This window comes from Dictyobacter alpinus (assembly GCF_003967575.1).
In the GTDB taxonomy this organism is placed as follows: Bacteria; Chloroflexota; Ktedonobacteria; order Ktedonobacterales; family Ktedonobacteraceae; genus Dictyobacter; species Dictyobacter alpinus.
Genome location: NZ_BIFT01000001.1, coordinates 186,261 through 205,834, shown reverse-complemented (window position 1 = coordinate 205,834; position 19,574 = coordinate 186,261). Strand labels below are relative to the sequence as shown.

18 protein-coding genes and 1 riboswitch are annotated in these 19,574 nt (G+C 46.3%); of the genes, 11 read left to right on the top strand and 7 right to left on the bottom strand.

Annotated elements, in window-relative coordinates; all coding sequences use genetic code 11:
- The first annotated feature begins 53 nt into the window (after positions 1 to 53).
- Positions 54 to 473, top strand: coding sequence for an iron-sulfur cluster assembly scaffold protein (locus EL633_RS00850; protein ID WP_126625379.1), 420 nt, complete (start codon positions 54 to 56; stop codon positions 471 to 473).
- A gap of 65 nt (positions 474 to 538) precedes the next feature.
- On the opposite strand, the gene EL633_RS00845 is transcribed toward EL633_RS00850, so the two are convergent.
- Together EL633_RS00845 and EL633_RS00840 are read right to left on the bottom strand one after the other, a co-directional pair.
- Positions 539 to 1,177 carry a uracil-DNA glycosylase family protein gene (locus tag EL633_RS00845; RefSeq protein WP_161981841.1) on the bottom strand — a complete coding sequence of 213 codons (639 nt, stop codon included), beginning with the start codon at positions 1,175 to 1,177 and terminating at the stop codon, positions 539 to 541.
- Entirely contained in the window at positions 1,140 to 1,781 is a 642-nt protein-coding gene (locus tag EL633_RS00840) for a flavin reductase family protein (RefSeq protein WP_126625377.1), read from the bottom strand. The genes EL633_RS00845 and EL633_RS00840 overlap by 38 nt, the downstream gene beginning before the upstream one ends.
- A gap of 338 nt (positions 1,782 to 2,119) precedes the next feature.
- Positions 2,120 to 2,281, top strand: a riboswitch (cobalamin riboswitch).
- 124 nt (positions 2,282 to 2,405) lie between these two features.
- Here EL633_RS00840 and EL633_RS00835 point away from each other — a divergent pair.
- The 3 genes from EL633_RS00835 (at position 2,406) to EL633_RS00825 (ending at position 6,145) form a co-directional block, all read left to right on the top strand.
- Positions 2,406 to 3,509, top strand: a complete 1,104-nt coding sequence (locus tag EL633_RS00835) for a FecCD family ABC transporter permease (protein ID WP_218027394.1) — start codon at positions 2,406 to 2,408, stop codon at positions 3,507 to 3,509.
- Positions 3,503 to 4,888, top strand: coding sequence for an ABC transporter ATP-binding protein (locus EL633_RS00830; RefSeq protein ID WP_126625376.1), 1,386 nt, complete (start codon positions 3,503 to 3,505; stop codon positions 4,886 to 4,888). The genes EL633_RS00835 and EL633_RS00830 overlap by 7 nt, the downstream gene beginning before the upstream one ends.
- 210 nt (positions 4,889 to 5,098) lie before the next feature.
- On the top strand, positions 5,099 to 6,145 hold the full coding sequence (locus EL633_RS00825) for a zinc-dependent alcohol dehydrogenase family protein (RefSeq protein WP_126629298.1): 1,047 nt from the start codon (positions 5,099 to 5,101) through the stop codon (positions 6,143 to 6,145).
- A gap of 70 nt (positions 6,146 to 6,215) precedes the next feature.
- On the opposite strand, the gene map is transcribed toward EL633_RS00825, so the two are convergent.
- Together map and EL633_RS00815 are read right to left on the bottom strand one after the other, a co-directional pair.
- Entirely contained in the window at positions 6,216 to 7,004 is a 789-nt protein-coding gene (gene map / locus EL633_RS00820; RefSeq protein WP_126625375.1) for a type I methionyl aminopeptidase, read from the bottom strand.
- 27 nt (positions 7,005 to 7,031) lie between these two features.
- A complete protein-coding gene (locus EL633_RS00815) occupies positions 7,032 to 7,337 on the bottom strand; it encodes an XRE family transcriptional regulator (RefSeq protein ID WP_126625374.1) in 306 nt (101 codons plus the stop codon).
- A gap of 245 nt (positions 7,338 to 7,582) precedes the next feature.
- Here EL633_RS00815 and EL633_RS00810 point away from each other — a divergent pair, with 245 nt between their 5' ends.
- Complete coding sequence (locus EL633_RS00810) at positions 7,583 to 7,876, top strand: MoaD/ThiS family protein (RefSeq protein ID WP_126625373.1); 294 nt, start codon at positions 7,583 to 7,585, stop codon at positions 7,874 to 7,876.
- A gap of 141 nt (positions 7,877 to 8,017) precedes the next feature.
- On the opposite strand, the gene EL633_RS00805 is transcribed toward EL633_RS00810, so the two are convergent.
- Positions 8,018 to 8,482 (bottom strand): MerR family transcriptional regulator, encoded by a 465-nt coding sequence (locus EL633_RS00805; RefSeq protein WP_126625372.1) that lies wholly within the window; start codon positions 8,480 to 8,482, stop codon positions 8,018 to 8,020.
- A 108-nt stretch (positions 8,483 to 8,590) separates the two neighbouring features.
- Positions 8,591 to 10,720 (bottom strand): serine/threonine-protein kinase, encoded by a 2,130-nt coding sequence (locus tag EL633_RS00800; protein ID WP_126625371.1) that lies wholly within the window; start codon positions 10,718 to 10,720, stop codon positions 8,591 to 8,593.
- 730 nt (positions 10,721 to 11,450) lie between these two features.
- On the opposite strand from EL633_RS00800, the gene EL633_RS00795 reads away from it, so the two are divergent.
- The 5 genes from EL633_RS00795 (at position 11,451) to EL633_RS00775 (ending at position 16,588) form a co-directional block, all read left to right on the top strand.
- The gene (locus tag EL633_RS00795) at positions 11,451 to 12,335 is read left to right on the top strand and encodes a hypothetical protein (protein ID WP_126625370.1); all 885 of its coding nucleotides are present in this window, start codon (positions 11,451 to 11,453) and stop codon (positions 12,333 to 12,335) included.
- A 260-nt stretch (positions 12,336 to 12,595) separates the two neighbouring features.
- Positions 12,596 to 13,390, top strand: a complete 795-nt coding sequence (locus EL633_RS00790) for an ABC transporter permease (RefSeq protein WP_126625369.1) — start codon at positions 12,596 to 12,598, stop codon at positions 13,388 to 13,390.
- 5 nt (positions 13,391 to 13,395) lie between these two features.
- Positions 13,396 to 14,214, top strand: a complete 819-nt coding sequence (locus EL633_RS00785; RefSeq protein ID WP_161981840.1) for an ABC transporter permease — start codon at positions 13,396 to 13,398, stop codon at positions 14,212 to 14,214.
- 78 nt (positions 14,215 to 14,292) lie between these two features.
- On the top strand, positions 14,293 to 15,345 hold the full coding sequence (locus EL633_RS00780; RefSeq protein ID WP_126629297.1) for an ABC transporter ATP-binding protein: 1,053 nt from the start codon (positions 14,293 to 14,295) through the stop codon (positions 15,343 to 15,345).
- Positions 15,346 to 15,445: 100 nt separating this feature from the next.
- A complete protein-coding gene (locus EL633_RS00775; RefSeq protein WP_126625367.1) occupies positions 15,446 to 16,588 on the top strand; it encodes a hypothetical protein in 1,143 nt (380 codons plus the stop codon).
- Between the two features lie 68 nt (positions 16,589 to 16,656).
- Here EL633_RS00775 and EL633_RS00770 read toward each other — a convergent pair whose 3' ends face one another.
- Positions 16,657 to 17,799, bottom strand: coding sequence for an ABC transporter ATP-binding protein (locus EL633_RS00770; RefSeq protein ID WP_126625366.1), 1,143 nt, complete (start codon positions 17,797 to 17,799; stop codon positions 16,657 to 16,659).
- Between the two features lie 741 nt (positions 17,800 to 18,540).
- On the opposite strand from EL633_RS00770, the gene EL633_RS00765 reads away from it, so the two are divergent.
- The gene (locus EL633_RS00765; RefSeq protein ID WP_161981839.1) at positions 18,541 to 19,509 is read left to right on the top strand and encodes an isoprenoid biosynthesis enzyme family protein; all 969 of its coding nucleotides are present in this window, start codon (positions 18,541 to 18,543) and stop codon (positions 19,507 to 19,509) included.
- Positions 19,510 to 19,574 lie beyond the last annotated feature (65 nt).

Genomic DNA, 19,574 nt, shown 5'->3' with positions numbered 1-19,574 from the left:
GTGGGGTGCATTTTGGATAAGCTAATATTAAACCCCTCCAAAGAGGAGAAGATATGGACCGTCAAGAAGCTATTGACTTTCTGCTAGATCATTACGAGAATCCCCGCAATCAAGGTGAAATCGAGCATCCAGATGTAAACTTGAATGGTGGTAATCCTGGTTGTGCCGACGTAATTACCATGCAGGCTCGCTTTGGCGAGGATGGGAAAGTGCAAGAGATTGCCTGGGATGGTACCGGTTGCACTATTAGTCGCGCCGCTGCTTCATATGTGACCGAGATGGTACAGGGTATGAGTGCCGAAGAAATTGAAAATGTGACCTTTGAAGATTTGATGGATCAACTGGGTCGTGAGATCGTGATGACCCGTCCAACCTGTGCGACTCTGGCTCTGGGTACCCTGAAAAAGGGCGTGCATGAGTTCGATATGCATCAGCGTGCCGACAAAGCTGACTACTCCCATCATCAGCACTAAGGCTTAAAATCTGGTTGTCTCAGGTAGTATTCATCTTGTTGAGAGGTCAGAGCTACCAGTACCAATTACAAATTATATCTATTGCGCCAGTCGGCTAGAAGCATTAAGGCCCGCTGGTGCAATTTTTTATGCGCGGGATCATTTAGCCAGCGACTGACTCCGGAAGGATGGGGAAGAGGCAAGTAAAGCGTACCATCTTCAGTCTCGATGTAAGAACCGATACAATCCTCAAGTTTGATTTTGCCACAGAACGCCTCGACGGCCATCGTACCAACAAGCAAGACTACCTTAGGACGCAGGAGGCGCAATTCTGCGTTGAGGAAAGGACGGCAAAGAGCCATCTCAGATGGAGATGGTTTGCGATCGCCATGGCCACGTGGATTGCGACCCGGATCGCAGCGCGTCAAAGAGCTCAAATAAGTATGTTCATGAAGATAGCCAGCTGGAAACCCCGCAGCCTCCAGCCATGATTGCAAGATACGCCCACCAGGACCACTAAAAGGGCGGTCCTGTGCGATTGAGCGATGACCGGGGGCCTGTCCAATGACCATGATGCGATCGCTTGCGCGTCCACTTACGATAGGGTGAGCTACAGGAATATATCCATGATCCTGACAGAGTTGGCACTGACGGATACATTGTTGAAGATCAGTCAGTGCCTCAACCCTACCTATTGCGGGCTGGCTCTTCAAGATTACCCTCATGATATTCTTCAACCAGGCTGGGCTCATGGAATAATTTGGTCATATGACGGTATTGCCCACCATAATAGAGTAACGGATCTTCTTCTTTATGGGCCGTATGTTTGCCATTACCGTTGTTGGTCGCGGGCATATTGTTTTCCGTACGTCCATTGCTATCTACAAATGCAGTTGTTTGTGGTGTGCCCATGGCTTCAACCTGACCAATGAAGATAACATGATCGCCGCCTGGATATTCAGCCACGATCCGCGCGTCGATAAATGCTAATACATCTTCAATAATAGGTGAACCAGTGGCCGCAGTATGATAAGGTGCATAGCAAAAATGCTCAAAGCGTTCTGGACTATTTGTCGCAAAGCCGCGTGACCACTCCTCTTGATTCTTAGACAACATATTGACAGCAAAAATCTTACTTTCTCGTAAAAGAGGAAGAGTACTACTATTATTATCAACACAGATAAGAACAAGTGGTGGATTTAAAGAAACCGAACAAAAAGAGTTGACAGTAAGACCGGCGAGAACCCCATTACTACTCGTTGTGACAACCGTAACACCGGTAGCAAAGCGTCCCATCACCTGTCTGAAAAGTTCTTTTTCAATAGCCATTTATTAGTCCTTCAAGTGGAAACATAGGAAAACGTAGGAACGCCATTGGCTCCGCGCCGAACGCAGTGGTCGGTTCCATCCCCTGCATTTCAAACGTTCTATAAAAAGTTTTATTGCGCCAGGGCGACTACTATTCTTGTTAAAAGTATCACCCTTTCCTCTAGCTCTTGTCAACTGGCCTTCCGTACAGGTCTATATGTTTAACACGTGTTGGGCGATTTAAATTGCCTCTTTGATGTCATATGCCAGGCACACTCTATACATGCAATAATTTGTGGTGATGGCCGCTTGACTTTGTAGAAGGGTATCGATATACTCTTCTGAAGAAAAAGAAATACTTGATGGTGTCTTCATTGGGTGGCCTGGTTGTAGGCCAGGCAGAATAGGGAAGTCGGTGTAAATCCGACACAGTCGCGCTACTGTAACCAGAGATGTAGTTTAAACATAGCCTGTTTTTACGATCTGGAAGTCAGGAGACCTGCCCATTGAGAGGCTCACGTTCCTTCGCGTCAAAGGAGTGAACCAGGACCATTGTGTGCATGCCGCTCAATGTTTTCCTCCAGGTGGCTGATCCAGGCCATTGCTCTCCTTCTCGCTCTATAAATTAAAGTGAGCAATTTTGTTATGAAGATGGTAACGCGCCCAACCTCAGCAGCGCCCGCGCCCGTGCCGTCATCTCCACGGCGTGTTTTGCCTCTATTTGTGTTGAGCAGTCTGGTAATTGTGCTGATCGCTGTGATCTTAACCTCGGTCAGTTTTGGTTCGGTATCAGTACCTATAAGCACTATTGTGCAGATCTTATTGAATGGTACGACACTATTTCATTTTCCCGTCACCTGGGATGCTTCGCTAGATGTTATTATCTTGCAGGTACGTTTGCCGGTAGTATTAGGGGCAGTCCTGGTAGGAGCGGCCCTGGCGGTGGCTGGAACCCTTTTCCAGGGGATGTTGCGTAATCCGCTGGCGGATCCCTATTTGATGGGAACCTCATCGGGCGCGGCCCTGGGAGCCACTATCGCTTTTGTGCTACCGTTTGATACTGTTTATGGAAGTCTGTTTCCTCTAACCCCCGTACTGGCTTTTGTCGGGGCGCTACTGACCGTTCTCTTTGTGTATGCGCTGGCGCGTTCTGGTGGCCAGACGCCAGTCATTATGTTGTTATTAGCAGGCGTGGTCGTCAACGCCATTTTGACAGCCTGCCAGACCTTGATTTTAAATCTCTGGCCCTCCAATGACTTTGGGCGCATTCTTGGTTTATATAACTGGCTCTCAGGCGGAATTGCCATTGTCGGGTGGGAGTCACTGGCCGTTGTCGCCGGTATTGTCCTGTTCGGATTACTCCTCGCCTTCTGGCTAGCCAATCGCTTAGATGTCTTTGCTTTGGGAGAAGAAGCGGCAGCGCACCTGGGCCTGCATGTCGAGCGAACCAAGTTTCTGATTGTCATTGTGGCCTCGCTTCTGACTGCCGCCGCGGTCTCGATCAGCGGTCTGGTTGGTTTTGTTGGTCTGGTCACACCACATTGCATGCGCCTGCTGCTCGGACCTCGTCATCGGACCCTACTACCGGCATCCGCTCTAGGGGGAGCAATCTTTTTGACGCTGGCGGATATGTTGGCTCGTGTGCTGCTGGCTCCAACAGTAATACCCGTTGGGGTCTTTACCGCTCTGGTAGGTGCGCCCTTTTTCTTATTTTTATTGCGTAGCAGTAAGCGAGAATACAAATGGTAGAGAGCAAAAAGTTAGTGGCAGTCAGGCCCGAACCTATTCTGGAAATGCAAGGCATCTCCTTTGGTTATAAGCGACAGGATTTGCTATACGATGTCTCTGTCTCGGTTGCGCCAGGAGAGATGATTGGTTTACTGGGACCAAATGGCTCAGGCAAGACCACCTTACTACGTTTGTTAAGTGGAGTGCTTCAGCCCAGACGAGGCCAGATCTTGTTGCAAGGTCGGACTCTATCCCAGTGGGGGCGTCGCCAGGCGGCGCAAAGGATTGCTGTTGTGCCGCAAGAGCTCCATATGCCATTTACGTATACGGTTGAGCAGATGGTGAGCCTGGGTCGCACCCCTTTTACCTCATCTTTCTTTGGTTCTCGTAAAGAGCATGATAGCACCATTATTCAAGATGCCATGCAGGCCGCAGGTGTCACATCTTTAAGTGAACGTATCTTCAATGAGCTCAGTGGAGGAGAGCGTCAGCGTGTTACAGTCGCCATGGCGCTTGCTCAGCAGCCCAGCATCCTTTTGTTAGATGAACCAACCGCGCACCTGGATATCAAATACCAGATTGAGACACTTGAACTGGTACAACAGCTTAACCAGGACCGAAAGATGACCATCATCGCCGCCATGCACGACCTCAACCTGGCCGCACGCTACTTTCCGCGCCTGATCCTTTTTCAACGTGGTATCGTCGCAGATGCCAGTCCCGCTGAAGTACTCGAACCCGGACTCCTCAGTCGGGTCTACGGTGTGCAAGTCCAGATAGGTATCCTACGTGGTGCTGAGCATCTCAGTGTGTTACCTCCAGCACAAGCAGAAGAAGCTTCCAAACAATCCCCGCATCCAGCGCCAGCAGTTCATCTTATCGCAGGTGGTGGTTCTGGCGAGTTAATGATGAGAGCTTTAGCGGATGCGCATATTCCATTTAGCATAGGAGCTTTAAATATTGGTGATAGCGATCACACCCTTGCTTTGCGCCTGGCTGAAGATGTGATTACCGAGCAGCCTTATGCACCAATTTCAGAAGCGTCAATGCTCAAAGTACGGCAACGTCTGCAACAGGTTGATGTGCTTCTACTCTGTCCTACCGCGATTGGGCCAGGCAACCTGCTTCTTATGCAAGAAGCGCTCCGCGCAGCCCATAATGGATTACATATAGTCTTAGTAACTGCACCATTTAACACAACTTGTGTGCCTGGTGAAGAATTGAGAGCCGCAGGAGCGAGCATAGAGCAGCTGCTAAAGAGTGTGGCGGCACGTGACTATACAGGCGGCCAGGGATTGCATTGTTTTGAACAGATAGTCCAGGCTGGCGCCGTGATTGTCGATTCCGTTGGTGTAGCTCTCGAAGAAGTTCGTAAAGCCGCTCCTAGTCGAGCAATATAGTACTGGCACGTAAACATAAACATGTGCCTGCATATACATAAGTAGGTTTCATTATATATTGCCACTAATAGGAATAATTGTTGTATCCTGTATTAGTAACAACTCTAAAGAAAGAGATAGTTTTATCCTTCTGAAGGATTGGAACATGCGCCTTAAATAATTATCTTATCGTCTGAATTATATTGAAGGGGGTCTATGAGTATGTCTACAATGAAAGGTGTCGTTTTACCAGGGAATCGACAGGTTGATATACGAGACTTTGAGGTGCAGGAGCCAGGGCACGGGCAGGTACTTGTGCGTATGAAGGCTTCATCTTTATGTGGTAGTGATTTGCGCGCAATTTATCGCCCGACAGATCAAGGGGTTGGAGCCGAGGCGTATCAAGGAGTGATTGCAGGACATGAGCCGTGTGGCATCATTGAACGTGTAGGACCAGGTGTTCAGCGTTTTCAGGCTGGTGATAGAGTCGTTATCTATCATATTGCTGGTTGCGGTGTCTGTCGAAATTGTCGTAGTGGCTGGATGATTAGCTGTACCGATGAGAACCATGGAAGAGCCGCCTATGGTTGGCAGCGTGATGGTGGTCATGCTGAATTTGTCATTGCGGAAGAACGAACCCTGGTTGCTTTGCCCGCTGAATTAACCTACCTGGACGGAGCAATGGTGGCCTGTGGTGTTGGTACAGCCTATGCGGCCTGTCAGCGTGCTGGCGTCTCTGGCCGAGATGATGTACTGGTTACCGGATTAGGTCCTGTAGGCTTAGGCGCCGCATTACTCTGTCAGGCCATGGGAGCACGTGTGGTTGGCGTTGAATATGTCGCAGAACGCCGTGAACTGGCACGAAGACTGGGAATTGCTGAAGTGGTAGGTCCGGAAGAGGGTGATGTATTAAGCCAATTGCAGGCTAAAACCAATGGCAATGGTTTTGAAGTGGCTATTGATTGCTCTGGTAATGCAGATGCACGCCACCTTTGTTTGCAAGCGGCACGTGAGTGGGGACGTGTTGTGTACGTAGGAGAAGGTGGGACCGTCTCCTTTGCGCCCAGTCCACTCCTGATCCATAAGCAACTCACCCTATATGGATCCTGGGTCTGTAGTATTCAACAAATGGAGGAACTGGTTGAACACCTGGTACGTTGGAAACTGCATCCTGATGTGATGGTGACACATCGCTTCACACTTGAGCAAGCTCGTGAAGCTTACGAACTTTTTGATAGCGGCCTTACAGGCAAAGTTGCCATTGTCTGGAACGACTAAACGCCAAGCAGCCAGGATCCAGAATTAGCATTTATCTGGAATTCCCGGCTGCTTTAGCGCTTGAAGCGTTTTACAGAACGGTCAACAGTTCTGGCTCACCATCGGTAACGGCAAGACTGTGTTCATACTGAGCTGAGCGTTTGCGATCAGCAGTAACAATGGTCCAACGATCTGCAAGAGTATTTGTCTCATAGGTGCCAACATTAATCATTGGCTCGATGGTGAAGACCATACCTTTTTGCAGACGCATGCCAGTGCCAGCACGTCCAAAATGAGGGACATTAGGATCTTCATGCAATGAACGTCCAACACCATGGCCGACCAGATCGCGGACAACCGAAAAGCCATTTGACTCAGCGTAGGTTTGAATAGCCGCGCCAATATCTCCCAGGCGATTACCATGGCGTGCCTGCTCAATACCTAAATCCATACATTTTCGCGTCACATCCATCAGACGCTGGGACTCTTCATCTATATTGCCTACTGCATACGTCATACAGGAATCCCCGACCCAGCCATTGAGGATGACGCCGATATCGACGCCAATAATATCGCCATCCTGTAAAACTTGTTTGTCACTAGGAATGCCATGACAAATCACCTCGTTAACCGAAGCACAGATAGTGCCAGGAAACGGTGGGATTGCAGGACGACCATGGCCACCTGGATGGGCTCCATACCCTTTATAAATGGGAATAGCATTGTGGCTGCGGATATAGTCCTCCGCGATTTTATCCAACTCTGCTGTGGTTGTGCCTGGCTTTACATGTGGGCGAAGAACTTCAAAGGTTTCAGCCACCAGACGGCCTGCCTCGCGTAATTTATCAATTTCTTTGCGTGATTTTATAAGAACTGCCATAATATCCTCTTGCTAACAATCAAATAGTCATGCATAAGATGTCTTCTGGGTATCCTTTTTAGGATACAAGGGAAGATTGTGCTCAGGAGCACGTTCCCAATTGAGAAGATCATCAGTGGTGACCAGGAAATAGCGGTTAAAATAGGTGAGGAGGTGATCAATTGTCGTGTAATCTATGCGCTGGCTTTTACCCGTATGTAGTGCTGCAAGCACACTAAGGGATACACTGCTCTCATCAGCCAGTCGCCGTAGGCTCAATGCAGGTTCACCTATCCTTGCCCGTTCAACATTCGCTCTGGCCAGCAGCAGGCGTAGTTTGCAGGAAATGGTCACGATCAGCACCTCAAAAATTTTACTATCTACTAAACTTCTATGCGCAGTATAACAGCATCTGTTGTGGGATGTCAATACAATGTATCTGTTTGCCTGTACAATCCAGTCGCCAGTCTATGTGTGCACCCGAGCCTGATTGAACACTTGCAATCTTGCGGACTTCCCCGTATACTTGCACCAAGTTGTGGATTAGGTATATAAATACCGCAAACAAGTTATGCCAGGGTTATCTAAAAGAGGTGTATATGAGTCATGCAGACAAGGCAACGGCCACCCTTCGTTTACCTTCAACATTAAGTGCATATAGTGGAGGGAAAAGTCAGATCACGGTTGAAGCTGAAACGGTGGAGCAGTTGCTCAATGCTTTGCACAAAAAGCATCCCCAGGTCTGGGAAAAGTTATGTACCGAGCAAGGAAGCATTCGAGAGCATGTCAGAATTTTTGTCAATAATCAATTAATCAGTGGTGACGAAGGACTCAAGACGGTATTAATGCCGGGGCAAGAAGTAATTGTGTTGCCGACCACCTTCAATGTATAATCCATCTATCCTCCTCTGACTATCCGTGCGCTCTTAGCATGTGCCGGTGTAGCCGCCATAGTGCCTGTCTTCTCAATGTTGAATGGGATAATGAGCGGCTTCTCTGATTTTTATAGGCTGTGTTGGTGTACTACATGTGTGCTAATGTTGTTGGAGTTCACCTGTGACTGAATCGACTCGGTTCAGGCGCATTGATTTTGTGGCATGTTGAGGACCATGGCAATTGGTAAGCACGCAATTAATACAGTCTGTTAGATTAGGACAGTTGCAATGCAAGCCTCGAACCAATAATTTTCTGATGCTCATCGCTTGCTGAATCAGCGTATCTACCTCAGTGAGTTTCTGCTGCGCCAGACTTTGCCAGTAATCTGAAAGCGGGACCTCCTCATCCCGATTTTGGAAGAGCGACTGTACCTCAGTCAGTGTAAATCCCAACTTCTGAGCGATCTGAATAAACGTTAGCTGATCAATCACCGTTGCATCATAGCGTCGTCGTCCGTTGACCCTGTGTGGTTGCGGCAGGACATTGATGCTCTCATAATAGCGGATAGCTGATGGACGTATTCCAGCTTGTCTGGCAACCTCACTGATAGTTAAATCTTCCATATGCGCAAATCATTTCTTCTGGCTAGAGCACTTTTTATGGATGACTAAAGAGAGTCGTCACGAGGAAGCACCTTACTAAAAGATGCTTCCTCATGGTTCTGGTAAGCCTTATTTGATTTCCAGAGCGTGCATTTCGCCGGTACTAACAAAAATCATGCCTTGTTCGGCGGCAGGACGATTGATACGACCCTTCCCTATCTTAGCGGTAAAGAGAATATGCCCATTTTGGGCATCAATCGCATAGAGTTCGCGTCCAAAGGTGCTGACGTAGACGACATTATTGTCCGTAACGACTGGAGCCGACTCAATTTCATGTCTGAGATGAGCTACCCAGAGGATCTGACCATTGGTCGTATTGATAGCGTGGAGCTTTGTATTGGCGGAGTCTCCGACAAAGCCCCCATGGGAGCCAACATATGCCACACCATTGCGCAGTATCAAGTCCCCCGAGATCTGTTTATCCAGGCGTGTGCTCCAGATTCTCTGTTGCGTTTGCATATCAATGGCGTAAAGTTCATCCTCTGAAGAGCAGATACAATTGATACCAGTAACAGTTGTCTCAGCGGCATGGATTTCGCCCAGGTCAGCAAACGTTTCCAGCTTTTGACCTGTTAGTGCATCCAACTCATAGCAATAGCCCCGTTCTGTCAGCAGATACATTCGGCCGCTGGCAATGGCTGGTCGATGAGCCAGACCTGCTTTGATGGTTACTGCCCATATTTCACTGCCCGTTTGAGCATCCAGGGCATAAACAGCATGATCTGGATAAGCATAGACAATATCATTGGCAACTGTTGGCCGTATCTTGATAAACTCGCTGGTGGGAAAGGACCATAGTATTGTACCACTGGCAGCATCGACCGCATAAACTTCCCCTGGCTGATTAATGTTGCCTGCACAAACATAGACAATGCCGTTGGCGATGACAGGAGCATCATAGATGCCATAATTTGTTGTTACTGCCCAGAGCTGTTGACCAGTCAGAGCATCTAACGCACGTAACTGATTAGCTTCTTTTAGTGGATTATCAATTGTCGTGGTATAGGTGCCAGCATAAACGACGCTATTAAGCACGGCAGGTTCTGAATAATAAGTATGATCCAGACCTGTAGTTACCGACCAGGCTAACACTGTGCGTGCTGAATTGTTGCTTCCACTGTTTGAAGAAGCTTGCGCGCGTGCACGATTGGCGATTGGTGTCTGAGCCGGAGGACGTACAATAGGAGTTGGATTTGGATTGGTTCCAGTTGCTGGCAACGTCCGATGATGATCCGGAACCTGAAAGGTCTGATGCCCCTTCAAATCATCGCTTTGTGGTGTATTTTGCCCAGGGGTTTTGATGCCATCAAATTTGGATGGAATAGCAGGTTGCGGATTGCGTAGTGGTGGCAATGGAGTACTTTGAGTTATCGGTAAACCTACTGCCCCGCGTAGCGCGATAATAAAGTCCGCGACGTTCTCAAAGCGATCATCACGTTCCTTTGAAAGCGCCTTCAAGATGACCTCTTCAATCTCTGCTGGGATATCTGGATTGAGGTCACGCGGCAACACCGGTTGCTCATAGATATGTTTATAGCCAATTGTGTAAGGATCATCGGCTGTAAACAATTGTTGTCCAGTCAGTAATTCATAGGCGACGCAGCCTAGAGCGTATTGATCACTCTTCTTGCTGATCTTTCCTTTAAACTGCTCTGGTGACATATAAGGTGGTGTACCAATCTCATCGACGCGGCGTGTTTTTTGCACCTGAATAGCAATACCGAAATCGGCCAGCAAGGCATTCCCCTCAGCGTTGAACAGGATGTTGGCAGGCTTGAGATCTCGATGAACAATATCCAGATCATGGGCGTGCTGCAATGCCTGACCAACTTGATTCAAGATATGCATCGCATCCATTAAAGGCATCGGGGCTCCATTAAAAGTATCCAAAAGATCGCGTAAAGAGCCTCCAGGAGCATATTCCGCCACAAAGAAGGGGTAGCCTTCATACAGATTGGCGTCCACCACAGGCAGGATATTGGGATGAGTCAATTTGTCGAGAATTACCGCTTCCTGGAAAAAGCGATCAACTTCCTCCTGCGTATTCAAGGTTGTATTTAACACCTTGATCGCGACAGGAGGCTTGTGCTCCAGCAGAAAGTGTTTTCCAAGGTAGACGCTGCCAAATGCCCCGTGACCCAATAATTCCACGAGGATATAACTGCCAAGCTGGCTACCTATTAATTTATCGTTCACCATGCGCGTCCTTTGCGTAGAGAGGCTGTATTGAATGTACCATTTAAAATTATATCCGATTTATGGACAATGCATAAGGGGGGGTCAGGAGAAATTTATCAAGTATTCTTTAAAAGGAGGGAAAGGTGAAAAATTTTCTATGAGAGAATCAAGAACATACCAAGACAGGACCCGTCTGGGGCGCTGAAAGAATTTGCGGCAAAAGAGTATTTGAGGCTTCCTTGCCTCATTGTAAGGTTTCCATCCTACTAAGTGCATTATACAAGTCCCAGCTTTATATTGTAATGTGCACATTATCCACTTATTTATGTGTGTAATGTTGAATTTATAGATATGTGACTTCATTTTATATAGTATTTCAGCATGTATAATTCATTGAAAGCTATAAATAATTCCTCAGGTTACAGTATAAAGAATATCACTGATCACGTTATTCCTCCGGATTATTACTGATAGTTGTGAGTTATGAAGCGTGTTGAATAGCCAACTTGGGCTTGATCCTCTAAAGACGTTGACACCTTGTTATGCTGTTTCTATACTAAAGGGGCAGCAAGGCGTGCCCTGTTATCGTGTCCAACCAAAGAATCAGACTAAGCCTGGTGAGCCAATCAACTGCTAAAAAATTTATAGTGGTTATGCTGGCTATATAAAGCACAATTTAAATGTTCGCTGTCATATAAGCCGCAATGCATACCAACGAATGGATGCAGGAGAAGGGGAAAGGTACCGTTCAATGGCGTTTACGCAAGATGAACTACAATCGCTCAATACAATTATGGAGCAAAAGCTGTTGGTGCAGCGTCGCGAATTGGAGCGGACCTTTGATTTACGTTTGCAAGCCATGCGACGTGAATTTGAGCAGCGGGTAATCACACTCCATCATGATTTATTACATACAGTATCGCAACGGCTGAATGATCAGCATACACGTACCCACGAAGTTATCCAACAGAAAATTGATAGCCAGCAGACCACCTTCATTCAGGCACTTGAACATGCATTTGAGTTACATCAGCAGCAACAACAACAGGTTTATGAGGACACAATAGAGCATGCATTGGCAGCTCAACTACTTGCCATTGAACAAATGATGCAGCGTTCCATGACAGCATCCGCCAATACTGAATTTGCTACACCTTACACAATCGATGGACAGCCCGAATTTGATACTATTGAAGTACAGGCCGAAATTCCCTGGGAAGAATTGGCGGTGCTAGTTGATCAAGCTCTTGAAGGGCGTGTAGATATACTCCAAAAAACAGTCCTGGCAGCATTAAAAGAGCTAGGACAGACATTACAGGTCCAGATTAAAACGCTACAACTTTCTTTATCGCAAGCGAGCATCTCTCCAGCTACTGACACATTGTATTCCTCACATGAAAGCGCAGCCGCAACCCAGCATACCGCCAAAAGCATTGAGCGTTTGGAGGAACTGATCGAGGCTATGCAAGTAGCGATGACCTCCAATAGTGCATTAATCTCCAACCGTCTTTATCACCATCAACAACTCCCGTTAGAACGTGCCCACCCAACTCAGGATACCAGATCACATTTATCTGATCTAAGTTCTTATCATACTTATCCATCTGTTCCAGAGCCAGTTGGAGAGAATGAATGACTCTAACATTCACATATTTAGATGATTGCATCTGGTCTGAAAATACATTTGATAGGTGTATTGACGAGAATATGCATTTCCTCTATAATAACCTTCCATCCTGAGATTGGTAATAATTAATTGCCGATAACAGGTGTTACAGGGTAGTTTGCCGCTAGCCTGCGTATTTGCATGTCAAAAATTTGTAGCGTTTCAACCAGGATCTGATTATCAGGAGCCTGGTTTTTTTCTGCTTGCTCACTATTGGATAGGAGAAGACGATGTTACGGTTCTATTGGGAGGTGGCAGGTACAGCCTTTCGGCGCCAGCTGATCTATCGTTGGGCCAACCTGGCAGGCCTGTGTACAAATATATTTTTTGCTTTGATCGTAAGCTATATCATCATCGCACTTTATGCTATTCGGCATGATGTAGCAGGTTACGATGTCCACGATACCCTGCGCTATACATGGATGATGCAAGCCATTCTCATGGTTGTTTTACCCTTTGGTTTCACCGATCTTATGCAGACTATCCGGACAGGGGATGTTGTATCTGACTTAAGCAAACCTTGTGATTTCTATCTCTACTGGTTTAGCCGTGAAATGGGACGGAATGCATACTATGCCATTTTCAGAGGCATACCAACCTATCTGGCTGGTATGCTTATTTTTAATTTAGGTATACCGCTGAACTGGCAAACCTGGCTGGCTTTTAGTCTGACTTTGCCACTGGGAGCTATGCTGGGGATCGCATATCGTTTTCTGTATAATCTGGTTGCCTTCTGGATTATTGAAGCTCGTGCAATTGTGACCTTTGCCATCTCCATTGGTCAATTTTTTACCGGAAGCTATATTCCGTTGCCCCTCTTGCCAGCCTGGCTCCAGTCTATCATCAACTGGCTCCCTTTCCGTGCTTTTATGGGTCTGCCCGTAGAGGTGTTTCTTGGGAAAATTCCTGATACCCTGCTCTGGTTAGAATTTGCGCGACAGCTTGGCTGGTTAATCATTGCCACATGCCTTGTCCAATGGTTGACCCATGTCGCACGACGTCATGTAATAGCTCAGGGAGGATGATCGAAATGCTCCACAATCTTGTTGATGACCTTAAACTTTATCAGCGTTTATTGCATATGCAGATTCAAACACAGTTGCAATATAAAACGAATTTATTGGTGGACATCATTTCTTATCTGGGTGTAACAGGACTAGAATTTGTCGTGCTTCTACTCTATTTTGTCCCGTTTAAAACATTGCTTGGCTGGCATGTTGGTGAGGTAGCTATGCTGGCTGCGGTAATGTCGTTAAGTTTTGGTTTATCAGAGTTAATTGGCGCAGGTATTGACAACTTTTCCATTTTAATCAATCGAGGTGAGTTTGATCGCGTGCTATTACGGCCAGTCAGTGCATTTATTCAGGTGATTGGCAGCGATTTTCGCCTGCGCCGTCTGGGACGGATCACTCAAGGGGTGCTGGCCTTTTTCCTCTCACTGCACTTTTTACCAGCACCGCACTGGACATTTCTCAGGTTGGTTGTATTAGGTGTTGGCATCATAAGTGGCACCATTATCTTCTTATCCATTTTATTGTTAGGAGCAACATTGTGCTTCTGGACCGTTGAGACCACAGAAGTCACCAACATCCTGACTTATGGTAGTCGTGAGATGTTGAGTTACCCATTAACAATCTATCATCAGGTGCTGCAGCGCTTCTTCTTATTCATCGTACCCGTAGCTTTTGCTTCATACGTACCTGTATGCTATTTACTAGGGCGGCCCTTGCCATTTGGCCTCCCAATAGAATTGGCCTTTGCCTCCCCTCTAGTCGCACTCTTGTTTGCATTAATCTCTGGCTGGCTCTGGACCTTTGGCGTGCGCCATTATCAGAGTACAGGCAGTTAGTTTGCATGCCAAATTTGGGCTTAGAAGTAAAAAAATATTGCACTGATTAAGCAATGGAAAGGCAGTCATAAAGTGGAAATGATCATTGAAGCTCAAGGTTTACAGAAGGACTTTCGCATAGCCAAGAGGCGTCCTGGCCTATTTGGTGGTCTGCGTAGCGTTGTGGATCCCGAGGTGCGGATGGTTTCGGCTGTGCGCGATCTATCCCTACAGGTGCAGTGTGGAGAAATGATTGGCCTGGTTGGACCGAATGGGGCTGGCAAGAGTACGACCATCAAAATGCTCACAGGTATTTTAACCCCATCAAGTGGTGAGGTGCGTGTGGCCGGACTTGTACCGATACGGCAGCGACGTGAATTGACGAGCCGTATCGGTGTCGTTTTTGGACAGCGCACACAACTCTGGTGGGATCTGCCGTTGATTGATTCGTTACGATTATTACGACATCTTTATCGCATACCGGAAGCGCGTCATCGTGAGAATTTAAAACAACTGAGAGCGATGCTGGACCTGGACGAATTTATTGATACGCCCGTACGTCAACTTTCCCTGGGACAACGTATGCGCGGAGATCTGACAGCCGCCCTGCTACATGAGCCCGAACTGCTTTATCTTGATGAGCCCACGATTGGCCTGGATGTTGTAGCTAAGGCTCGTATCCGTGAATTCTTACTCTCACTTAACACACAGCGCGGAACTACTGTACTGATTACCACTCATGATATGGATGATATCGAGACGCTTTGTCCGCGTATGGTAATTATTGATCATGGTTGCAAGTTATATGATGGTACGGTAAAAGATATTCAAGCCCGTTTTGGAGGAGAGCGCATCCTTGTCGCAGTCCTGGATGCCGCCGAAATGGCGAGAATGGCCACTCTGTCCAGGAGTGAAGATGGATTACCTGTATTACCTGACCTGCCGGAAGGTGTACGTCTGATAAAGTTGGACGGGCCACAATTAGAACTTGGTTTTAGACGTGAGGCTATTCCCGCACACGAGCTCATCTCCTGGCTGGGCGCGTGTTATGCGCTACGTGATGTTACCTTTCAGGAGCCAGATATTGAAGATGTTATTCGGCGTATCTATGAAAAAAACCTCTTACTTGGAGATATCGGTGTGGCTGTGTAGCGCTTGACTATTGTATATTTCTGCATCATTCATGTATGATGAGAAACGAAGAAATGTGAGTCAGAGGTTTTTACTAGCTTGAATGGTGCAGAATAGAATCATGCCAATAATCCTTTTATTTTTGCTTAAAGTCATAGCCTTCGGGGTGGGTGCTCTTATCGTCATCGCCACGTTTCTGTCCGCACTACGCACCTTTGTGCTCCCGCGTAGTGCGCCAGATGGCTTGAATCGCTTTGTCTTTATTACCGTGCGTTACCTCTTTGAATTACGAATTAAGTGGCTCTCCAGCTTTGAAAAGCGTGACCGAGCCATGGAACTGTATGCTCCAGTATGTTTGCTGTCACTTTTAGTTGTCTGGTTAGTATGTATTCAGCTCGGGTATCTAGGTATGATCTGGGCCGTTGATGGACAAGTGTTGTATGAAGCCTTTAAAATCAGTGGTTCATCTCTCCTTACTCTGGGCTTTTATGTTGTTGATAATCTAGCTACAACAATTCTGGTCTTTTCTGAAGCTACCATTGGCCTGGTTGTGATTGCATTATTAATCGCCTATCTTCCAACTATTTACTCTGCCTTTGAGCGGCGTGAAGCAAATGTCACGATGTTAGAAGTAAGGGCAGGCTCACCTCCTAGCGCGGTTGAAATGATTATTCGTTATACGCGTTTGAAGCGTTTATCTGAATTGAATGAAATCTGGACCGATTGGGAAAAATGGTTTGTGGATATTGAAGAGAGTCATACTTCCCTGGCTGCGCTAACTTTTTTTCGCTCACCCCAGCCCCACCGTTCCTGGATTACCGCGTCAGGAGCCGTCCTGGACGCTGCATCTCTGGTACTGTCTGCTGTAGATACTCCCCGCGATTCCCAGGCAGATCTCTGTATCCGCGCAGGTTATCTCGCCTTACGCTATATTGCTGATCTTTTTCGTATTCCTTACAAGGTCAATCCAACTTTAGCTGATCCGATTAGTATCTCACGTGGCGAATTCGAGCAGGCACTCGATCAATTAGCTGCTGCCGGTGTACCGCTGGTAGCGGATCGTGAGCAAGCCTGGAATGATTTTAGAGGATGGCGCGTCAATTATGATACTGTTCTCTTGGGGTTGGCTGAATTAGTAATGGCACCAGTGGCCCCGTGGTCGTCTGATCGTCAGCTCAAGGACGCCCCTCAGATCGTTTTGCGTTGGCGCAAGGGGAAGAAATTAGTTGAGACACATGAGTGGATACCGCCTTCAAATCTTTAACTTGAACTGGTCTCTAATTGCTTATTGGACAATCCATCTAGAGCCAGTCCAAGTCAAAGAGGCAGATATCAATGCATGCTAAAAACGGAGGCATGGGTAGGATTAAGCAGTTCCTCGGTATGAGGATGGAAGAAAAATATTTTATCTGGATTAATGGCGACGGTGATAATCTGACCATCTCGAACGGCTACATTATCCTTAAACTCTGCTGTAATCTCTATATTTTGGCTTACACGCAACAGGACCGTACGGCGCCCCATTAACGGTCCAGAATGGATGACCTGGGCCCGCATCATAACCCTGGGTGTGCTCTTCAGAGAAGCAAATGCCCACTCGGGGACAATAATGCTAGGTCGGATACCCATGGTGATTTTAGACTGTGGACCAAGTCGTGCGAGTAGCGATGTCCACTGGGGAGGGAACGAGATAGTTAGACATTCACTTCTCAAATGATAGCGTGTGTTAACCAGTTGAATATAACCCTCAATGGTATTCAGTGGGGGATCGCTGAGAAAACGAGCTACAAACAGATTAGCCGGCGTTTGTACCAATTCATCTGGGCTACCAATTTGTTGCAGACGACCGTTGGCAATTACGCCAATACGATTCGCCATACTAAACGCCTCATATTGATCCTGAGTAATATAGATGCCAGGCTTTTTCTTGATGCGTTGGACCATCAAAATTTCCTGGCGCGTATGCCGTCGTGTGCCAGGATCTAATTGAGAAATCGGTTCGTCGAAAAGATAGAGATCAGCATCCTTAACCATTACACGAGCGATGGCAACACGTTGTAATTCACCACCAGAAAGATTTCTTGGTTGACGCCGAAGCTTCTCCTTTAATCCTAACATCTCAGTTACCATGATCACGCGCATTTCGACTTCTTCTTTTGGTAAACGCCGAAAGCGGAGACCCTGGGCGATATTATCGTAAACCGTCATCGTTGGATTGAGCCCATAATCTTGAAAGACAACAGCAATATTGCGGTGTGCAACCTCATGATCTGTGACATCATTGCCATTGAGCAAGATACTTCCCTCATCAGGAATTTCAAAGCCACAAATCATGCGGAGAATGGTCGTTTTGCCGCTATCGGATGGGCCAAGTAGGACAAAAAGTTCGTCATCATCCACTGTGAAGCTCATATTATCTACGGCGAGCTTATTGTCAAACCACTTTGAAACATTGCGTACTTCCAGCTTACTCATACCTGTGTCATCTCCATTGATAAATCCTGAACAGTGAGCGAAGGCTTTCTGGCTTTTCCCACCAACGTAGCAAGTCTGGTTCCTATTGAAACAACGATAGAACGGCCAGATTGCGGCGCAAGCTGCTATAGGCTATTCATAGGATAAGCCTATAAATGAGTTGTATTCAGTAATGAGTGCAACCTTGCACAGGCAAAAAAATAAAATGCTGCAATCAGACTGGAATAATTTCCAGGGATGAAATAAATTGCATAGCAGGAAAAATCTTCTTGTGTATAGAACGTATAATTGCAAAAAAGATATCAATAATAGGAGTATTAAACGGATGATTCGATGTTGTTAGAGAGGTAGAAATTTATGGACATATTTAGTAGTTATAAGAAGCACAGGATTGAGTAAATACTTCTATTTTTAAGATGCGTATAGTAATATCACTATATAAATTGAATGATAGTTAAACAATTATATATTTATTTCTCTCTTGCACCTATGGTTGTTTTTATGAGGTTTGCGTGTGCAACAGATTAGGTTGCGAGGAAGAGTTTGAGTTATCTCCCATAAGATAACTTTTATGGGTCTAAAACCCTTTTGATTACTTGTAATTACTTTTGTTTGCAAGTATGATGTATTTGAATATTTTAACTTTTCAAGCTTTTTCCCGAAGGGTCAAAAATCCTTGTTCTTTGTAGTAGAGAACCGAAGTGATTGGTTTCTATGCCAATAGTAGAAAGTTGCAGTTCAATGAGTAATCAGACTGACTCTATATTGCAGCCATTTGCTTTACAGCAAGGAATTCTGTTGCAACGTTTGGATGTGTTATTGTCATCGCTTGATGTGAATTTAAAAGCAGATGTAGTCCAGGCTTTTCAAGATCCAGAACAACTGTTATCTGATGATGACTGGAAGAATGGGATTGGATGGTATGCTACTATCTGCTTACTGTTTCCTTTCTTGATTACTCAATGTATAGAACCTGAGATTGATACTGATATTGCAGAGAAAGTTGCTGTTGCAATAACATGTTTTACAGTTGCTCTTGGTTTGCTTTATACGATTGAAGAAAAGGATCAGACAGCTATAGTGCAGCGATTGGGATCAGCTCGTGTCTTAAATGTATCCACCGCTTTATTGGCTCTTGCGCAACGCTCAATCCTGGCTTTATCTTCCAATATGATTGCCTCTGCACAACTGGTAAAATTACTTCTATTAATGCAAGCAACTATTCTTGAAATTCAGAATGGGCAACGTTTAACTTTACTGAATGAGCAGAAGGTGTTTATAGAGATAGAGCATTCAGAGTCCCTGGAGCAGGTGACTTTGAGGGGCGGTATCTTGATGAGGTTGGTGGGTCAACTTGGAGCAATTTGTGCAAATGCTGATAAGGGACTGGATGAACAATTCGCTTTATTGGGATATTTGTATGGAGTCGCGCTGCAATTGAAGAATGCATCTGCTCAACAGGCTGATACGGAGCGCAACCTTCTGCCCGCAAAGAATACTTTAGTCAAGATGCTGGTGCTTGAGCAAAGAACTACAATTGGAAGTGCCAGTACAGCAGAGCCAACCGCTGACGAACTACAAATGGCTGTCTCTGTGATCAAGAATGCGCATAGCATTTATCAACAGTATATACAAGAGGTGCTACAAAAAATTCAAGAACGACTTCCCTTAACCACAACGCTACAACAATTTCTAAATTCCGCTAGATGACCGCACACGAGATGTCCCACTGCACCTTTTTCATCAGCCCTTAAAACGCCCTGAGACCTCTATCG

What these genes read in the sequence shown, in the direction of transcription:
- EL633_RS00850 (WP_126625379.1), top strand. Translation starts at nt 54, where the DNA reads ATGGACCGTCAAGAAGCTATTGACTTTCTGCTAGATCATTACGAGAAT.
- EL633_RS00845 (WP_161981841.1), bottom strand. Translation starts at nt 1,177, where the DNA reads ATGAGGGTAATCTTGAAGAGCCAGCCCGCAATAGGTAGGGTTGAGGCA.
- EL633_RS00840 (WP_126625377.1), bottom strand. Translation starts at nt 1,781, where the DNA reads ATGGCTATTGAAAAAGAACTTTTCAGACAGGTGATGGGACGCTTTGCT.
- EL633_RS00835 (WP_218027394.1), top strand. Translation starts at nt 2,406, where the DNA reads ATGAAGATGGTAACGCGCCCAACCTCAGCAGCGCCCGCGCCCGTGCCG.
- EL633_RS00830 (WP_126625376.1), top strand. Translation starts at nt 3,503, where the DNA reads ATGGTAGAGAGCAAAAAGTTAGTGGCAGTCAGGCCCGAACCTATTCTG.
- EL633_RS00825 (WP_126629298.1), top strand. Translation starts at nt 5,099, where the DNA reads ATGAAAGGTGTCGTTTTACCAGGGAATCGACAGGTTGATATACGAGAC.
- map (WP_126625375.1), bottom strand. Translation starts at nt 7,004, where the DNA reads ATGGCAGTTCTTATAAAATCACGCAAAGAAATTGATAAATTACGCGAG.
- EL633_RS00810 (WP_126625373.1), top strand. Translation starts at nt 7,583, where the DNA reads ATGAGTCATGCAGACAAGGCAACGGCCACCCTTCGTTTACCTTCAACA.
- EL633_RS00805 (WP_126625372.1), bottom strand. Translation starts at nt 8,482, where the DNA reads ATGGAAGATTTAACTATCAGTGAGGTTGCCAGACAAGCTGGAATACGT.
- EL633_RS00800 (WP_126625371.1), bottom strand. Translation starts at nt 10,720, where the DNA reads ATGGTGAACGATAAATTAATAGGTAGCCAGCTTGGCAGTTATATCCTC.
- EL633_RS00795 (WP_126625370.1), top strand. Translation starts at nt 11,451, where the DNA reads ATGGCGTTTACGCAAGATGAACTACAATCGCTCAATACAATTATGGAG.
- EL633_RS00790 (WP_126625369.1), top strand. Translation starts at nt 12,596, where the DNA reads ATGTTACGGTTCTATTGGGAGGTGGCAGGTACAGCCTTTCGGCGCCAG.
- EL633_RS00785 (WP_161981840.1), top strand. Translation starts at nt 13,396, where the DNA reads ATGCTCCACAATCTTGTTGATGACCTTAAACTTTATCAGCGTTTATTG.
- EL633_RS00780 (WP_126629297.1), top strand. Translation starts at nt 14,293, where the DNA reads ATGATCATTGAAGCTCAAGGTTTACAGAAGGACTTTCGCATAGCCAAG.
- EL633_RS00775 (WP_126625367.1), top strand. Translation starts at nt 15,446, where the DNA reads ATGCCAATAATCCTTTTATTTTTGCTTAAAGTCATAGCCTTCGGGGTG.
- EL633_RS00770 (WP_126625366.1), bottom strand. Translation starts at nt 17,799, where the DNA reads ATGAGTAAGCTGGAAGTACGCAATGTTTCAAAGTGGTTTGACAATAAG.
- EL633_RS00765 (WP_161981839.1), top strand. Translation starts at nt 18,541, where the DNA reads ATGAGTAATCAGACTGACTCTATATTGCAGCCATTTGCTTTACAGCAA.